The organism is Rhizobium sp. BK098 (genome assembly GCF_014193155.1).
In the GTDB taxonomy this organism is placed as follows: Bacteria; Pseudomonadota; Alphaproteobacteria; order Rhizobiales; family Rhizobiaceae; genus Rhizobium.
Genome location: NZ_JACHYY010000003.1, coordinates 181039 through 197933, shown reverse-complemented (window position 1 = coordinate 197933; position 16895 = coordinate 181039). Strand labels below are relative to the sequence as shown.

General features: G+C 58.9%; 19 protein-coding genes, 1 pseudogene and 1 riboswitch. Of the genes and pseudogenes, 16 read left to right on the top strand and 4 right to left on the bottom strand.

Going from position 1 to position 16895, the window contains the following annotated elements; translation table 11 throughout:
- Window positions 1–215: 215 nt before the first annotated feature.
- The 10 genes and pseudogenes from FHT73_RS10265 to FHT73_RS10220 all read left to right on the top strand — a co-directional run.
- Entirely contained in the window at window positions 216–695 is a 480-nt protein-coding gene (locus FHT73_RS10265) for an Lrp/AsnC family transcriptional regulator (protein ID WP_015343530.1), read from the top strand.
- 14 nt (window positions 696–709) lie between these two features.
- The gene (locus FHT73_RS10260) at window positions 710–1561 is read left to right on the top strand and encodes a class I SAM-dependent methyltransferase (RefSeq protein ID WP_246712088.1); all 852 of its coding nucleotides are present in this window, start codon (window positions 710–712) and stop codon (window positions 1559–1561) included.
- A 162-nt stretch (window positions 1562–1723) separates the two neighbouring features.
- The gene (locus tag FHT73_RS10255; protein ID WP_183711380.1) at window positions 1724–2713 is read left to right on the top strand and encodes a TerC family protein; all 990 of its coding nucleotides are present in this window, start codon (window positions 1724–1726) and stop codon (window positions 2711–2713) included.
- Window positions 2714–2782: 69 nt separating this feature from the next.
- Window positions 2783–3094, top strand: a complete 312-nt coding sequence (locus FHT73_RS10250) for a hypothetical protein (protein ID WP_183711378.1) — start codon at window positions 2783–2785, stop codon at window positions 3092–3094.
- Window positions 3095–3142: 48 nt separating this feature from the next.
- Window positions 3143–3772, top strand: a complete 630-nt coding sequence (locus tag FHT73_RS10245; protein WP_183711376.1) for an exopolysaccharide biosynthesis protein — start codon at window positions 3143–3145, stop codon at window positions 3770–3772.
- Window positions 3773–3894: 122 nt separating this feature from the next.
- Window positions 3895–4611 (top strand): hypothetical protein, encoded by a 717-nt coding sequence (locus FHT73_RS10240; protein ID WP_183711374.1) that lies wholly within the window; start codon window positions 3895–3897, stop codon window positions 4609–4611.
- 157 nt (window positions 4612–4768) lie between these two features.
- A complete protein-coding gene (locus FHT73_RS10235; protein WP_112608589.1) occupies window positions 4769–6097 on the top strand; it encodes a flagellar hook protein FlgE in 1329 nt (442 codons plus the stop codon).
- A 229-nt stretch (window positions 6098–6326) separates the two neighbouring features.
- Window positions 6327–6878 carry a hypothetical protein gene (locus FHT73_RS10230; RefSeq protein WP_183711372.1) on the top strand — a complete coding sequence of 184 codons (552 nt, stop codon included), beginning with the start codon at window positions 6327–6329 and terminating at the stop codon, window positions 6876–6878.
- A gap of 343 nt (window positions 6879–7221) precedes the next feature.
- Window positions 7222–8229, top strand: a complete 1008-nt coding sequence (locus tag FHT73_RS10225; RefSeq protein ID WP_183711370.1) for a hypothetical protein — start codon at window positions 7222–7224, stop codon at window positions 8227–8229.
- Window positions 8230–8262: 33 nt separating this feature from the next.
- A pseudogene (locus tag FHT73_RS10220) lies at window positions 8263–8487 on the top strand (CorA family divalent cation transporter); the annotation flags it as partial.
- Window positions 8488–8780: 293 nt separating this feature from the next.
- On the opposite strand, the gene FHT73_RS10215 reads toward FHT73_RS10220, so the two are convergent.
- From FHT73_RS10215 to FHT73_RS10200, 4 genes are all read right to left on the bottom strand, one after another.
- Window positions 8781–9194, bottom strand: a complete 414-nt coding sequence (locus FHT73_RS10215; RefSeq protein WP_183711368.1) for a curlin — start codon at window positions 9192–9194, stop codon at window positions 8781–8783.
- A gap of 173 nt (window positions 9195–9367) precedes the next feature.
- Window positions 9368–9766, bottom strand: coding sequence for a curli-like amyloid fiber formation chaperone CsgH (csgH, locus tag FHT73_RS10210; protein ID WP_183711366.1), 399 nt, complete (start codon window positions 9764–9766; stop codon window positions 9368–9370).
- 69 nt (window positions 9767–9835) lie between these two features.
- Window positions 9836–10273 carry a curlin gene (locus FHT73_RS10205; protein ID WP_183711364.1) on the bottom strand — a complete coding sequence of 146 codons (438 nt, stop codon included), beginning with the start codon at window positions 10271–10273 and terminating at the stop codon, window positions 9836–9838.
- Window positions 10274–10535: 262 nt separating this feature from the next.
- Window positions 10536–11288 (bottom strand): glucose 1-dehydrogenase, encoded by a 753-nt coding sequence (locus FHT73_RS10200; protein WP_112410304.1) that lies wholly within the window; start codon window positions 11286–11288, stop codon window positions 10536–10538.
- A gap of 109 nt (window positions 11289–11397) precedes the next feature.
- Here FHT73_RS10200 and FHT73_RS10195 point away from each other — a divergent pair, with 109 nt between their 5' ends.
- The 6 genes from FHT73_RS10195 (at window position 11398) to FHT73_RS10170 (ending at window position 16895) form a co-directional block, all read left to right on the top strand.
- The gene (locus FHT73_RS10195; protein WP_183711363.1) at window positions 11398–12297 is read left to right on the top strand and encodes a LysR substrate-binding domain-containing protein; all 900 of its coding nucleotides are present in this window, start codon (window positions 11398–11400) and stop codon (window positions 12295–12297) included.
- Window positions 12298–12456: 159 nt separating this feature from the next.
- Window positions 12457–12570: riboswitch (guanidine-I (ykkC/yxkD leader) on the top strand.
- Between the two features lie 74 nt (window positions 12571–12644).
- Window positions 12645–13718 carry a putative urea ABC transporter substrate-binding protein gene (locus tag FHT73_RS10190; protein WP_112398894.1) on the top strand — a complete coding sequence of 358 codons (1074 nt, stop codon included), beginning with the start codon at window positions 12645–12647 and terminating at the stop codon, window positions 13716–13718.
- A 53-nt stretch (window positions 13719–13771) separates the two neighbouring features.
- A complete protein-coding gene (locus tag FHT73_RS10185; RefSeq protein WP_112608577.1) occupies window positions 13772–14590 on the top strand; it encodes an ABC transporter permease in 819 nt (272 codons plus the stop codon).
- A complete protein-coding gene (locus FHT73_RS10180) occupies window positions 14587–15408 on the top strand; it encodes an ABC transporter ATP-binding protein (RefSeq protein ID WP_183711361.1) in 822 nt (273 codons plus the stop codon). The genes FHT73_RS10185 and FHT73_RS10180 overlap by 4 nt, the downstream gene beginning before the upstream one ends.
- 2 nt (window positions 15409–15410) lie before the next feature.
- Window positions 15411–16229: an urea amidolyase associated protein UAAP1 gene (locus tag FHT73_RS10175; RefSeq protein WP_183711359.1), complete on the top strand. Its 819-nt coding sequence runs from the start codon at window positions 15411–15413 to the stop codon at window positions 16227–16229.
- Between the two features lie 15 nt (window positions 16230–16244).
- On the top strand, window positions 16245–16895 hold the full coding sequence (locus tag FHT73_RS10170; protein ID WP_112608571.1) for an urea amidolyase associated protein UAAP2: 651 nt from the start codon (window positions 16245–16247) through the stop codon (window positions 16893–16895).

Genomic DNA, 16895 nt, shown 5'->3' with positions numbered 1-16895 from the left:
ACCACTAATTCCAAAACAGAAACCGATAAGCAATCCTGATTGTATGTGCCGCATCTAAAATGCTGCGTACACATGCAAACGGTCCCGTCAATTCGTCGTCATCCGCAATCCATTATCATGCAAGCTATACCGATCACCGTGAGTGAAAACTTGCTATCTTAACCGAAGGGGAAAATATTACGCACGTTTCGTGAGGACTTTGAGGATTTTTCGCAATGGAAGAACAGCTCGATAAACTGGATCTACGCCTGCTGGAGGAGCTTCAGAAAGACGGCAGACTGACGAACAACGAGCTGGGTGAACGCATCGCGCTATCGCCTTCGCAATGCTCGCGCCGCCGCACGCGACTGGAGGCGGAGGGCTATATTCGCAGCTACCAGGCCAATCTCGACCGGCAGAGGCTGGGGCTGGACATGCTCGTGGTCATTTCTGTGACGCTTGCCACTCACAACAGGGACAACGCCCGCCGGTTTTCGCAGCTCATCAACGGTCTGCCCGAGGTGCTGGAAGCCTATGCGTTGACGGGCGAAATGGACTATCACCTGAAGGTCGCCACCCGCGGGCTCACCGATCTCTCCCGCTTCGTCAACGACGTGCTGCTTCCGCATGAATCGGTCCAGCATGTGAAGACGGCGATCGTCCTCGATACCCTCAAGACCTTCGAGGGATTTCCGGTTCATTTGCCGCACGGCTGATATGGCGAAGGCGCTTGGCGGTCACCGCCACGCGGCCGTGCCCTGTTGAGCGTCAAGGGCAAGTTTTGAGGGGTTGCTTTCTGCGCATACAGCCCTTCCAATCATACCAAAGACAATCTCCTTGGCGAGGATCGGCTTGCATGACCACGGATGTACAGACGCGGCATTTCGAAGAATTTGCCGAAGTCCTGCTCAGATGCAATCATCTGTATCATCCCAGCAACGATTCCATCGCCTTGCGCAATGCCGTCGAAAGCAGGCGTCAGATAGAGATATTCGACTATAGCCGCGCCGCCGATGCCTTTATGCGTGCATTCGGGATGCGGAACTCACTAAAATGCCTGCAGGCGCTCACCAGCCTTCGTGCAACTGTTCACAAGTATAGAAGAGTATGTGACCTCGGCTGCGGCTCCGGCGCTTTCAGCCTTGCCTTTGCCTATCTCGCCGGCAATCCCGAGCTTCAGCTTCACGGTCTAGACATATCCGAACATCAGCTTTCTCTCGCCCGGGAACTGATATCGGCTGCCGGACTGCCTGGGCGTTTCCAGTTCGAGCAACGAAACCTGCCGGCACCGATCGGCTATCTTCCCGACCTGACGATCTCCTCCTACTGGTTTTGCGAAAATGAGCACGTTATCGCCGACGCGGAGCTTTTCAGCCTCATGGCGGGACGGGAGATGCTTGTTGTCGATTATGAAAAGATAATCGACCGCATCGCGACCTGTCTTCCAAAAGGATTCCACATCCTCGGGCGGCACAGCGGTCACGTCGAAATTCCCCCTGCCCTGGCGGATTTCGTCGCACAGGAGAGGGCAAGCGTTTACGGCGTTCACATCGGTCGGGCGACGGGTGAGACGGGCAAATGATGTTGCTGCTCTGCTGCAAAATGCGCGCAAGCCTCTTGAAAGGCTAACAGTCGCTTCCCAGCTATTGGCCAACCCGCTGGTCCGGGCCCCTCTGGTGAGAGCCGTCGGCGCTCTTGCGATGTCGGACCGTTTCCGACATTGCGCCGACAGGGGTTTTCTCTCATGGAAACGTCTTTTCTCTTCGTCGAGTGGCTGGGAAAGCCGCTCTGGATGTGGATGAGCTTCCTGGCGCTCGTCATCGCCATCCTCTCTTTCGATCTTGGCGTCCTGCATAAGGAAAACAAGGAGATCGGCGTCGGCGAGAGCATCAAGCTCTCTGTCCTCTATATCACCCTTGGCCTCGCCTTCGGCGGCTGGGTATGGTGGTATCTCGGCGCCGATTCCGGCCTTGCCTATATGACGGGCTTCGTCGTCGAAAAAACGCTGGCTCTCGACAACGTCTTCGTCATTGCCCTCATCTTCGCCTTCTTCGCCGTGCCCCGTCTCTATCAGCACCGCGTGCTCTTCTGGGGCATTCTCGGCGTCATCGTGCTGCGCGCCATCATGATCGGCGTCGGCGCGACATTGGTGGCCGAGTTCTCATCGCTGCTCTATGTTTTCGCCGCCTTCCTCATCATCACCGGCATCAAGATGCTGGTCGTGAAGGATACCGAGCCGGATGTGTCGAAGAACCCGCTCGTGCGCTTCATGCGCAGCCGCTTCAACGTCACCGACCATCATCATGGCGAGCGCTTCTTCATCAAGCAGCCGAATCCGCAGACCGGTAAGATGGTCTGGTTCATCACGCCGCTTTTCATGGCGCTCGTGCTGATCGAAGTGGCAGACGTGATCTTCGCCGTGGATTCGGTTCCCGCAATCTTCGCGATCACCACCGATCCGTTCATCGTCTATACGTCGAATATCTTCGCGATCCTCGGCCTGCGTGCCCTCTATTTTGCGCTCGCCGCCATGATCCACCGCTTCCAATATCTGAAGCCGGCGCTGGCCATCGTGCTCGTCTTCATCGGTTCGAAGATCTTCGTCGCCGACATGCTGGATCTGGAAAAATTCCCCGCCGCCCTCTCGCTCGGCATCACCTTCGCCATCATTGCAAGCGGCGTCGGCTGGAGCCTGCTGAAGACACGCAACAAAACCGAAACCGAAAGCGCCTGATGCCGTGAGGTGCCCCCTTCCGGGGCACGTCCCTCCCCGCTTCAAACAGACCTCCGACAAGGTACAGACATGATCTCCAATCTCCTCGCAGCCCTTTTTGCAACTTTCGCCCTCGGTCCTCTGCAAGCCGAGATCGAGCGGCATGCCGTTGCCGCCGGTCAGCCGGCCGAGACCGTCAGGCAATCGCAAGCATGTCTTTCGTCCGAGGTCCCGGCGCTGGCGCGGCGCGCCTCCGAAGACACCTTCTGGACGATTTCCACCGTCATCGGCCTCTCGACCGGCTGGAGCAGCCCTGCCAATCTGCTCGACAAAAGCAATCCGGACTGTGCGCCCATCATCAAGCTTATACAAGGAAGCGGCGAAGGTGCCGATGAAGCTTGATGCTTTGTGTAAGCAAGAAATTCCGGTGACCTCATCTGGTGATGTCCGATGACAGAACAGGCTGCCGGCACGACTGAGCATGATGACCGGGCATCCACTCGCCTGCACCAGCTCGCCAGGTTCGCCCATGAACAGGGCGGCATCTCTATCGGCGAGGCGCTCTGTGGCCTCGGGCACCCGAGCTTGGCCTTTATCATTCTCTTTCTCTCGCTGCCGGCACTGATCCCGATACCGGGACCGTTCGGCGTCGTATTCGGCAGTGCGCTTGCCCTGGTGGCGGCGCAGATTGCAATCGGTCGCCGGACCATATGGCTGCCGGCCTTCCTCAGCCGACGCAGGCTTTCGCCATCAATCGTGGAACTCACCGTGCGTTACAGCGCGCCGATCCTCGCCAGGATCGAGGCGGTCGTTCGTCCCGGACGGCTGGCCCTTTTTACGGGCGCAACCATGCAATGGCTGCTCTCATTTCCGATATTCCTGCTGGCGATCGCCATTGCCCTTCCGATCCCGCTCGGCAACTATCTGCCGGTCGCTGCCCTCGTGGCGATCGCGGTCGCCCTGATGGCACGGGATGGCGTGCTGATCCTGGCGGCACTGTTCGTCTCCGCTCTGGCTTTCGTCGCCACGGCAGGTCTTATTCGGATGACCGTCACAGGTCTGAACGCAATCGGATCATAGACGCGCATCCCCAATATTTCGGGTCTTGCCAATGGCGGCGGGCCTGCCATTTATGCCAGCGACATTTTAGTCAGCCATAAGGCCTCGGCCGTAAAATCAAATCCGCCGGAGGATTTCAGCGCATGCCATCAAAGCCCCCGTCATTCGTCCGTATGATCACTCTCGGCAGTTCCCTCGCTGTTGCCCTTGGCGCGCAGACGGCGATCGCGCAGGAGATGGCAGCTATTTCTCCGTGGCCCGACACGCCGACCTCGCGTCTGGAAGCGCTGGCAATCCTGCAGACACTGAATGCCGATCTCCTCAGCAATGCCAGCGCCACGCTGACGCTCGATCGCTGGTGCGCTGCGCATAAGCTTGCCCCGGAAGGCTCGAAAATCGTTGCGCAGCGCGTGCGCGGTCAGGACAAGACTGCCGACACTGAAATCCGGAAACTGCTGGCGGTCGGAGCTGACGAGCCTATCGCCTATCGCCGCGTGCGCCTCGCATGCGGCGATCGCGTGCTGTCGGAGGCGGATAACTGGTATGTGCCGGCAAAGCTTACGGCAGATATGAACAAGGCCCTTGAAACGAGCGACGTCGCCTTCGGTCGGGCCGTTCAGGCCCTTAATTTCTCCCGCACGAATCTGTCGGCAAAGTTGCTTTGGTCGCCTCTCCCGCAAGGATGGGATAGCGGTGCCGATCTGCCACCCTCCGCTGGCGCAGCTCTCGCCCTACCTCCGTTTCTTCTCGAACATCACGCCGTATTGAAGCTGCCCGACGGCACGCCGTTCAGTGCGCTGATCGAAAGCTATACCAGCCGCGTGCTGGACTTTCCTGCCCCGCATCTGCCCGCGCAATAGGCACGCCCTGCACCCTAACAGCCCCGAAATTCAAAGCTCCGCCGCAAGCCGATTATCGAAGCGGAAAACTTTTCTCGACTTTGCAACACAGGAAAAAGCCAGTTTCACACAAGTCACCCTCGCTATCGTGGCGGCATCAGCAACGTGCGAGGAACCAATGAGCATCTTTGGTAGCATGAAAACGTCCGTTTCAGGCATGAACGCGCAAGCAAATAAGCTTAGCACCGTGTCGGACAACATCGCGAACGTCAACACAACGGCCTACAAGTCGGCAACAGCCAGCTTTTCGTCGTTGATTCTGCCATCGGGCGGCGGCAACTACAATTCCGGTAGCGTCGAGACGAACGTCAGCTATTCGGTCTCGCAGCAAGGCGATGCCATATCCACCTCGTCGGGCACCGACCTGTCGATCCGCGGCGCCGGCTTCTTTGTCGTGCAGGGCGCCGACGGCAAGACGGTTCTGACGCGCGCGGGTGACTTCACCCCCGATGCCAATGGCAACCTCGTCAATTCCGCCGGCTACACCCTGATGGGTTATTCCTACGCCTCCGGCGCGCCCGCCGTCGTCGTCAACGGCTTCGATGGCCTCGTCCCGATCAACGTCAACCAAAGCGGCCTTGCCAACTCTCCCTCGACCTCCGGCAGCTTTACAGGCAACCTGAATTCGGGTGCCACAGTTGCGACCGGCGCATTGCCAAGCACCGCCTACACGGGAACGGGTGGTACGGGTGCGGCGGCTACGACTGATACCCAGAAAAGCTCGGTGGTCGGCTATGACAAGCTCGGCAACACCGTCATGTATGACATCTATTATACCAAGACGGCGGATGCCAAGCCTGCCGATCCCACCACTACTCCGCCGACCCCAGCGACATCAGGCACATGGGAAGTCGCCGTCTACCGCAATGCCGATGCGAACACGTCGGGCAGCGGATCATCCTTCCCCTACTCATCTGCCCCTGTTGCGACAAGCACGCTGACTTTCGATACAAGCGGCAACATGCTAAGTGGTGGCAGCTTTACGATCAACGATCCGAAGACTGCCGGCTCGATCGCGATGGACCTGAGCAAGATGACCCAGAAAGCCTCGGCTTTCGCTTCCACCGGGTCCACCAACGGGCAAGCAGCGGCGCCCGTCACCGGCGTGACGATCGACAAAAACGGCGTCGTCTACGCCAACTATGCGAAAGGCGATCCGAAGGCGATCTATCAGATCCCGCTGGCAACCGTTGCAAGCCCGGACAAGCTGACGCTCATGAGCGGCAACGTCTATCAGGCCAATGCCGACTCCGGTGTCACCGTCACCAGCTTCGCCAACAGCAACGGCCTCGGCTACATCCAGTCGAACTCGCTGGAAGCATCGAACGTCGACCTGGCCGGCCAGCTCACCGACATGATCCAGGCACAGAAGAGCTACACAGCCAATTCCAAGGTGTTCCAGACGGGCGCCGACCTGCTGGACGTGCTGGTCAACCTCCAGCGCTAAGCTTCGCGCCGATCGATCACAAAGGGCCCTTCGGGGCCCTTTTCTATTTCGCCTTGATGCGGCGGCCATGAGCTGGTGCACCCCTAGCAATATGCATGGTTTTCTCCGCATCACAGGTTGAGCAGTTTAATCTTCATTCCGTTGGATAATGATCCAAACTCCACGGAGTTGAGAAGTAAGAGTTCCTTTGGGCATGCGTAATAGTCTCCTACGCAGCACGGGGGGTGTGATGGTAGTCCTGGACGATGGTTTCTTCTCAAGCTTCGACTGTAGCCATCGCATGGCTGCGATATTCCTCAGCAGTTTTCTGTTGCAGACAGCCATCGTCTCCAGTTTTGCCGCATTAGTTCGCAGGCCGAATCGTTATGGACCTGCGATCGAAATGCTCGACCAGGGTCCATTCTTCACGCGCAGGCGTTTGATCATATGGGCAGTCTGGGGTGTGATCTTCGCGATAGTTTCGGGGATATCAGCCTCTCTGCGAACGGTGACTGCGGTTCTGCTTGATTCGACGACGATTGTCGAAACAAGCTGTATCGGACCGTTTGCAAGTACGTACCGGCTCGATCGCGCGCAGCTGAACATAACATTCGGTCATGATTCCGAGTGGCTCACGAAGCGGCCATTAGAAAGCGCCTATCTAACGTTTAATCAAACCAGCAAGCCGCGACCAATATTTATCCACCTCAAGGGGCGGCCGGCCTCGAAGGAGCTGCAGGATTTGGCACCGGAGGCAATGGCCGATTATGGCCGATATCGATCGAGCCATGGTGCCCGCTAGTATCCTCCACTCTCAATTTGACACGGCGGCTTCGAAAGAAGAAGTAGGATCCCGGACGTGGGATATTCAACCCAAGGGCTGCATGACGCCTGCCATATTTGCGCCGCGATCGCTGAAGAATGCTGACGCAAACCAGCAGAAAAATGAATCGCAGGCACAGAATTTTCCTAGTCAGCAGAGATTCCCGCGCCTGTTAGGGTCTCGTTCAGCAAAGCAGCGAACAAATATGATTTCTGGATTCGAGCGCATGACAGCCGGGCTTGTGGGGCAGGCTCCTGTCAAAATCGCTTTGGCCGGCTGTGCCGGGTGTGGATCCAGGATATTTGATAGGAGAACCATTTCCGTGCGGTTGAGATATGCCCTTCGAAGCGTCGCCCAGATGCTCAGCCTTTGCTCCCTCGCCCTTGTCATCCCCGCCACATCGCAATCACTGGCAGCGACCCGGCAGCCGGATATTCCGGCATGGCTCGGCGCCTATGTCGGCGCCGGTGACGGGCAGATTGCCCTGCCGGTCCTGCAGAGAGCTCGTGCGCTCTACATGCGGAAAGTGAGCGAAGGCACGGTCAAAAATCCCTGCTACTTCGCCATGGACGCCACCCGTCCGAACACGCCCAATGACGGCAAGTCGGCAGGCCGCTTCTATATCGTCTGCGAGGCGGCCCAGACCTTTCGTATCGTCTCATCGGGCCACGGCAGCGGTCGCGATCTCAAAGGTGTTGCCGATTTCGGTAATGGCCGCATGTGTGCGAAGAACTTCGGCAACGCGATGGATTCCAACCTGACGACGGGTGGCTCCTATCTGACGGAAGAGACGAAGACGACCTTCAAGGGTTACTACAAGCTCTCGCAGGCGAAGGAGGTCGCCTATCTTCGCACCTTCCTCCAGTTTGACGGCGAGGGCGAAACCGCCAATGCGCGGCAGCGGGCCATCGGCGGACATGCGGCGGCTAAGGTCGCCGGCATTTGCATGAAGAAAGACCCACAGAGCCCCTATGCCAACCGGGACGGATATGTTCCGCTCGGGAAGCTGGTCGAATATGCCGGCGGCCGCAGCGACGGCTGCACAAGCTGGTCGGCCTCAGACGCCAATCAGATCATCTCCATGGTGAAGGACAATCCGACGACGCTTTACATCTATCCCGAATCCTCGGATATCAAGGCGATTGCCAAGGCCGTTGCGGCCGGACATTCCCCTGCCCAATCCGGATTGTACTGGAACGAATCCTGCCTGAAAGAAATCGGCACGCCCAAGTTCTGGCCCAAGGAGACCCTCGAGCCGATCATCGTCCAGTATAAGAAGGACCATCCCGCACCGCCTGCCCGGCCGATCCCGATCTGCGATCAGCAGTGAGTCTCGTGAAGGCCAGGTCCGGAAATTCGACAAGCGACGGCCGGATTGATCGGCATCGCTCAGAACGACATATTCAAGGTTCTGACCATCGTGTCGATCGCGGGCATTCCGCCAGCCCTTATTGCCGGCATCTACGGCATGAACTTCAAGAACATACCCGAATATGATTGGGCTTGGGGATATCAATATGGTTGGGCGGTCATCATATTGAGCACCGTCATCCCACTGGTTTGGTTCAAGATGAAGGGCTGGTTTTGACGCAGCATGTCTCGAGCAAGGTGGTCTTTCTGCATGAGGGTGTCATAGAAGAAGAGGGCAAGCCGACCGAGATGTTCACATCACCCAGATCGCTTCGGTTCCGCCAATTTCTCGCTCAAGAACGCGGCTGACTAAGTGCCGTAAAAGTCGCGACGGTATATCCGAAATACCTTTCAATAGAATATCGACGGCTTGTTCGGCTTAGGTGGTCCAAGGGGGATACGCCTCAAGGGTCATTGCCAATAGAGCGATGACAGCGGATGTCCATCACTCTCGGACTGTTGTGAACTGCCTTACCAGCCATAGCTGAAGGTGGCGCCAATACCGTTATCCCCATCCTGTACCACGTTGGTTTCCGTATTTCGCCCGTATTGGAAAATGCCATAGGCATTGTTATTGCCATTCTGCTGCAAGGTCGCGGAATGGCCATTGCCCCGTTGCTGGATGAAACCGATGTTACCGCGGCCAGCCTGAGCGATGCCGGCCGCATTCCCCCGTCCCAGCTGCCGGATGTCGGCACCCTTCAGATCGCGGTAGAGCGAATAGACCCGCAATCCGGTGGAGAAAATATTGGCATCCTCGGCATTATCCGGCGCGAGGTTGAACGAGATCCGGCCGCCGGCATAGGCTGGTGCGTCCAATGCCCCCTGCCCCAGGGCCCCGGCAAGAAGGGTGACGGTAAGGATCTTAAACACGCTGCGGGTCATCCTGATCTCCATGTGTCGGCTGCCTTGGCCGATGATCAACTCTCGCATTTCGCGGCTGAACCAATTCGGAATTACCCGTTCAGTTCTCGTTCAGTCATTTCAGGCTGATGAAAGACAAAAGGGCGCCGGAAGTCGGCGCCCTTTTAGGGAATTTGCGGGGTCTTGTAGGCCGATCAGTCGTCGCCGCTTCGCTTTATGCAGCTGAAACTCTTGTTTCCGATCACGACATCCAGCGTCGCCTTGTATTCCGTTCCTTTGGAGTCGAGCGAAACGGAGCTGAGGATTGCTGCCTGTCCCGCCTTGGCGTCGAAATCGCCACTTTGATTGGTCGCGGAGCTGCCACCGTTTCCGACTTTTTCGACATGGAAAGTGTAGGTCCCGCCGACATGCTTGTCGGCGTGGACGAGCGCATCCAGTCTCACCATACCTGCTCCAGGCGTTGCCTTGATTTCGCAAAGCTGCGCCCCGTCGGATTGATTGGCCGCAGTCATGGCCGCTACCGTGCCGACGGGAAGCAGGACCAGCGCTAGAATCGCCATCAGGTGGCGCGGATATTTGACGTTACTTGCCATGGGTCATCCTCCTAACGGCCTGCAGTTGGTATCCTGGTGTCTTTGTCGTTGCGCAGTCGTGTCCGTGCCTTAAGGGCATGTCTGGACGAAGGCCGCGACATTGCCGTTACCGCCCTGGCTGACATTGGCGCTGCAACCATGACCGACCTGTACGCCGGCCGCGATATTGCCATTCCCGTCCTGGGTAAGGATGGTTGTATGGTTGGAGCCGAACTGACCGATGCCGGCTACGTTGCGGTCGCCGTTCTGATAGGTGGCGCCATAGTTGTCATGGCCCTCCTGCCCGACCGCCGAAAGATTGTGACGACCATATTGATGGCCGATGATCCGGTTATAACCGCCGTTCTGATAGGTTCTGATCCGATTTCCGTATCCTTCCTGAGCGCCGCCTGCGGAGTTCGACCAGCCATATTGTTCGATACGCACATCATTGGCCATGGCGGGGGCTGCGGCGGTGATGCCGACGAGTGCGACGAGTGCGGTTGCAATGATAGACGTGCGGATCATGACTAAGTCTCCTCAGGCGGATAGGACCGCGGTTGAACGTCTCCCTTCTATAATTTGTCCTTGGAACGGAAGCTGAAGGCACTATTCAGACAGCGTTCATTCGCAGAGATCCGCACCCGCGCCGTCGAGGAGCGAGCGCCCCATGCTATGGCGACGCCGCTCCAACGCTCGCATTCGGGCACGTAAAACCTCTTCAATGAGCCGGAGGCAGATCAGGCACCGTTGCGATGCCTGATCTGGTCGTTCTCTTTGCGATCGTGCCTTAGATCTGGGCGTGACCGCCGTCGACGAAGAGTTCGATGCCGTTTATGAAGGAAGCGTCGTCGGAGGCCAGGAATAGGACGGCCTTGGCGATCTCTTCCGGTTGCCCGACGCGGCCGGCAGGGATGAGGCTCGCAAGGTAATTCTTCGTGTTCTCCGCGCTCTCACCATTGCCGAAGAGTTCGTTGAGGCCGGCTGTCTCCGTCACGCCAGGACTAATTGCATTGACGCGAATATGGCGATCCTTGAGATCGAGGATCCAGTTGCGGGCGAAGTTGCGCACGGCGGCCTTGGTTGCAGAGTAGACGCTGAAGGCAGGTGTGCCGGAAATGCTCGTCGTCGACGAGGTGAGGACAATCGAACCGCCGTCGCGCAGGAGCGGCAACGCCTTCTGCACGGTGAAGAGTGTGCCCTTCACGTTGGTGTCGAATGTCTTCTGATAGTGTTCTTCGGTAATCGCGCCGAGAGGCACCATCTCGCCGCCGCCGGCATTCGCAAAAACCACATCGATGTGCGAATGCTCCTGCTGAACAGCATCATACAGGCGGTCGATATCGACAAGCTTGCTCATATCGGCTTGCACACCTTTGACACGGCCGCCGATCTGCCGAATGGCAGCATCGAGCGCTTCCCTGCGCCGGCCCGTGATGAAGACCGCAGCTCCTTCCTGGGAGAAAGCTTTTGCGGTGGCAAGGCCAATGCCGCTCGTGCCGCCGGTTACAATCACGACCTTGTTTTCGAATTTCCTGCTCACTGTCATGCTCCTTGTTGCGGCTCGTTGCCGTTGAAAAGAACATGCCATCAGAACGATGCTGCAAACAGCAGGCAAACTTGATACTCATCGTTCCAAATGGAGAACGATAATGCGATCTGACCTCAACGATCTATTCTATTTTGCCGAGGTGGTCGCCCATGGCGGGTTCGCCGCCGCGGGACGAGCTTTACGCGAGCCGAAATCGAAGCTGAGCCGGAGGATTGCGGGGCTGGAAGAACGGCTCGGAGTGCGACTGATCGAAAGATCGAGCCGCCGCTTTCGGGTGACCGATATCGGCCAATCCTTCTATGAGCGCTGCAAGGCGATGCTGGCGGAAGCCGAGCGCGCCGAAGCCCTGGTGGCCGAAGCTCAATCGGAACCACATGGCCTGATCCGTATGAGCTGTCCGACAGGACTGGTCGAACCGATCTCAGCGCTTGTGATGCAATTCCTGACACGGCATCCGAAGGTGCGCCTGCAACTCGTCGCAATCGATCGCCCGGTCAACCTCATCGAGGAACGGATCGATGTCGCGCTCCGGGTCCGAACATCGCTCGATGGCGATGCGTCGCTGACCATGAGGTCGCTCGGAAATTCGGTCCGGATTCTCGTCGCAAACCCACAGGTCGCCGCCCGCATCCACAGCCTCAATGACCTGTCGACCCAACCGACGCTTTCGACGACGGATGACCAGAGTGAGGTCAATTGGTTTCTCGAGACGGAGCAGGGCCAGACGCACGTGTTCCGCCATGAACCGAGAATGGGCTGCGCCGACTTTACTGCCGTGAGGGCAGCCGCTCTTGCAGGGCTGGGCGTCGCATTGTTGCCCGATCACACTTGCCGACAAGCGCTCGATCAGGGCGAACTTGTGCGCGTATTGCCAACCTGGCGCGGAGTGAAGGGATTGGTCCATATTGTGTTCACGACGCGCCGCGGTCTTCCGCCAGCGGTCCGCAATTTCATCGATAGCCTCGCCGCCGGTTTTCCCAAGGATGCACTGGTGCGCTAAGGCAATTCTCAGCCTTGTGCCAAGTCGAACGCACCCTTAAATTTGCACACTGTTTGTGCAAATTTTTCTATTGCTTAATTTTCCACCAGAATCGTGACGCCCTCTTGGCAACAAAATCAATAGGTTACGATCTGGCACACCGCTTGCTTCGTATTTTGCTGAGTTGGTGGCTAGGGTTCCGGCGCTCCGTTGAGAGCGTGGCTGGTCCGAGAGCCACCACCGGCTGGGGGAGAAATCCCACCGGATGCACGGCGGGATAAAAGCCCGGGAGACCTCGTAAGCCAAGGGATTGGCGGCGCGATGGTCTTTGCCGATCCCTTTTTGACAAAAGCAAAAGGGGAATTTCAATGCAGACTTTTTCGAAAATCCTTTCCGTTACAGCCCTGTCCGTTTCGCTGGCCCTCGGGCTCGGTTCCGCCGCCAGTGCTGCGCCGAAGACCAGCTTCAAGGTCGCCTGGTCGATCTATGTCGGCTGGATGCCCTGGGGCTATGCAAGCGACCACGGCATCGTCAAGAAATGGGCCGACAAATATGGAATCAATATCGAGGTCACCCAGTTCAACGACTACGTCGAGTCGATGAACCAGTATACGGCCGGCGCCTTCGACGCGGTGACGCTGACCAACATGGATGGCCTGTCGATTCCCGCTGCCGGCGGCGTCGACACGACGGCCGTCATCGTCGGCGACTTCTCGAACGGCAATGACGCCGTCATCCTCAAGGACAAGACGAGCCTTGCCGACATCAAGGGCCAGAACGTCAACCTCGTCGAATATTCCGTTTCGCACTATCTGCTTGCCCGCGCCCTCGACAGCATCAAGTTCAGCGAACGCGACGTGAAGGTGGTCAACACCTCGGATGCCGATATGGTCGCGGCCTACAAGACGCCTGACGTCTCGGCTGTTGTCACCTGGAACCCGCTGGTTTCGACCATTCTCGAGGACCCGACGGCCAAGAAAGTCTTCGACAGTTCGCAGGTGCCAGGCGAAATCATCGACCTGATGGTCGCCAACAGCAATGTGCTCAAGGACAACCCGAATTTCGGCAAGGCACTCGCCGGTATCTGGTATGAAACGGCCGCGCTTATGAAGGCTGACACGCCGGAGGGCAAGGCCGCCCGCGAGGCCATGGGTAAGGCATCGGGCACCGACCTCAAGGGCTTCGAGGCGCAGCTCGCCGCAACCCGGCTTTTCGACAAGCCCGCCGACGCACTTTCCTTCACCACCTCGCCGAACCTGCCGAAGACCATGGATCTGGTGCGCAACTTCCTCTTCCAGAAGGGGCTTCTGGGCAATGGCGCGCCTTCCGCCGATGTCATCGGCATCGAAATGCCCGACGGCAAGGTCCTCGGCGACGGCAACAACGTCAAGCTTCGCTTCACCGAAGCCTACATGAAGTCGGCCACCGACGGGTCGCTCTAAGCCTCCTTGAACGGCGGCGCGCCAGCGCCGCCAGCCTTTCCGCGGAGCCTTTCATGCGCTGGATCAATACCAAGCCAAGTCCCGGTGCGCAGCTTGCCTTGACGCTTTTGCCGTTTGCGCTGCTCATCATTGCCTATGCGATCGGCTCTGCCTCAAGGCTTGCCGAAAACGCCAATGACAAGCTGCTTCCGAATTTCGCCGGCTTTGCCGACGCCATCAACCGCATGGCCTTCATCGCCGATCCGCGCACGGGAGATTACCTTCTGTGGTCCGATACCGGGGCAAGCCTCGTCCGGCTGCTCTCCGGCCTTGGCATTTCCACGGCGATCGCGCTTTGCCTGGGCATGCTGATCGGCATGCTGCCCTATTTGAGAGCGCTTCTTTCGCCTTTCGTCGCCGTCATTTCCATGGTCCCGCCGCTGGCATTGCTGCCCATCCTCTTCATCGTCATGGGCCTTGGGGAAACCTCCAAAATCGCCCTGATCGTCATCGGTGTCGCACCGACGATGGTCCGGGATCTGGCCCTGAAGGCGCTAGAACTGCCGCGCGAACAGATCGTCAAGGCCGAGACGCTTGGCGGCTCATCCTGGCAGATCGCCCTTCGTGTCGTACTGCCGCAGATCCTGCCGCGGCTTATCACCTGCCTCAGGCTGCAGCTCGGCCCGGCCTGGCTGTTCCTGATCGCCGCCGAAGCGATCTCGTCCGATTCCGGCCTCGGCTACCGCATCTTCCTCGTTCGCCGCTACCTCTCGATGGACGTGATCTTTCCCTATGTTGTCTGGATCACGCTGCTTGCCGTGCTCATGAACTACCTGCTCGATCGCATCCGCATCGCCGTCTTCCCCTGGTCCGAACTGGAGAAGCAGGCATGAGCGAACTCAAAATCGAAAAGGTCTGGAAGGAATATGGCGATCAGATCGTGCTTGAGGATGTCTCGCTGACGGTCGACTCGCGTGCATTTGTCGCGCTCGTCGGGGCCTCCGGCTGCGGCAAGTCCACCTTCCTGCGCATGCTTTTGGGGCAAGAGCAGCCGACACGCGGCACGATCCTGCTTGATGGCGCGGCCCTGCCTGCGGAACCCGGCGCCGATCGCGGCGTGGTCTTCCAGCGCTATTCGGTCTTTCCGCATCTGACGGCGCTCGGCAACGTGCTGCTCGGCAAGGAGCTCGCCGCCTCGCGCTACAAGGCAAGGCTCTTCGGTTCAGCGCGCCGGAACGCCATAGAGGAGGCACGCCAGCTTCTTGCGGAAGTCGGCCTTGCCGGCGCGGAGAACAAGTATCCGGCCCAGCTTTCGGGCGGCATGCAGCAGCGTCTGGCGCTTGCCCAGGCGCTCATCATGCGGCCGAAAGTGCTGCTGCTCGACGAACCCTTCGGTGCGCTCGATCCGGGCATCCGCGCCGAAATCCATACGCTGATGAAGCGCCTCTGGCACGAGACGCAGATGACCGTGGTCATGGTGACCCATGACATGCGCGAGGCCTTCACGCTTGCGACCCGCGTCGTCGCCTTCGAGCGCCGCCGCGACCGGCCGGAGGAGAAGGAGCGCTACGGCGCGACCATTACCAAGGACATTTCCATCTGGCCGCCGCGCATCGCCGGCACAGCCTCGATCTTTGGCCCCGACCGGGACGGCCCGGTCTCTTCCCTGGGGCGCCGCCGGGACGACCTGGCACCATCGGGAGACATTTAGCCATGCAGCACGTCAGACGTTCACCGGAAGAAATCGCCGCCAATCGCGCGCGGTATGAAGACCATCAAAGGAAGGGGCTGGAATTCGCGCCCAAAGCGTTGCCGGCGCCAAGTCCGCTTCCCGCTCGGCCGATCGACCTCGCCCTGGTCCTCCACCACGAGACGCTGCCCGGCGGCTGGTACTGGTCGACACGTGTCAAGACGGGTGAGACGCTGCGCATCGCGCAGGAGCATGCCTTTTCCGCCGTATCGCTGATCGCCTGGAACGCAGCGGATCCCAGCGAGCGGCTGAACCTTGTCGATACGGTCAAGGTGCAATGGACGACGGCGCTGTCGAAGGGCCGCGTGATCTTTTCCGACATGGGCCGCGTCATGTTCTCGGTGACGGAAGATTCGTCCGGCGCCCATGATTGCCTGATGGGAGGCTCCACCGCCGCCTCCAACGAGGCAAAATATGGCCAAGGCCTGCGCAACAGCCGCGACAACTTCATCCTGCTCGCAACGAAAGCAGGCTTGGATCGGCGCGATATTCCCGCCGCCCTCACGCTTTTCGCGCCCGTCCGGGTCGATGCGGACGGCAAGTTCGTGTGGAAGCCGGAACTACTGCACGATGGCGACTATATCCATCTTCGCGCCGAAATGGACATGATCGTCGGCTTTTCCAACTGCCCTCACCCGCTCGATCCAAACCCGCATTACGCACCGAAACCGGTGACCGTGACCCGCATTGCCGCTCAGCCTATCGCTGAAGACGATCTGTGTCGCACGGCCACCGCCGAAGCCGTGCGTGGCTTTGAAAACAACGCCTTCGCCAATCTTTGAGCCGGGAGAACGATCATGAGCGATTTCATTCAGACCGCGCCGTCCCGCACGCTCGACAAGGCGGTGCAGGATCATTTCATCGCCGCCGAGGCTCCCTTCTCGACCATCGTGCGCAAGGGCCAGACGCTGCGCATCGAGGATAGCTACGGCCAGCAGGCAATCGACACGCTGTTCTACAATGCCGAGGATTATTCCGAGCGCTATTCCAACCAGGATACGATGCGCGAACAGGGTGCCGCCTATATCACCACAGGCACCCGGATCATCTCCAACGAGGGGCGCGTCATGCTGACGATGACCGCCGACAGCTGCGGCCGTCATGACACATCGGCGGGCGCCTGCTCCTGCGAGAGCAACACGGTGCGTTTCGGCCACGGCACGAAATATCTTCACGCCTGCCGGGACAATTTCGTGCTGGAAGTTTCAAAGCACGGCATGGGCAAGCGCGACGTCGTTCCCAACATCAATTTCTTCATGAATGTGCCGATCGAACCGTCAGGTGAAATGACGATCGTCGACGGCATCTCCGCTCCTGGCGACTATGTCGAGCTCAAGGCCGAAATGGACGTGCTCCTCGTCATTTCCAATTGCCCGCAGATCAACAATCCCTGTAACGGCTTCGACCCGACGCCGATCCGTGTCCTCGTATGGGACGGTGAGGCCTGA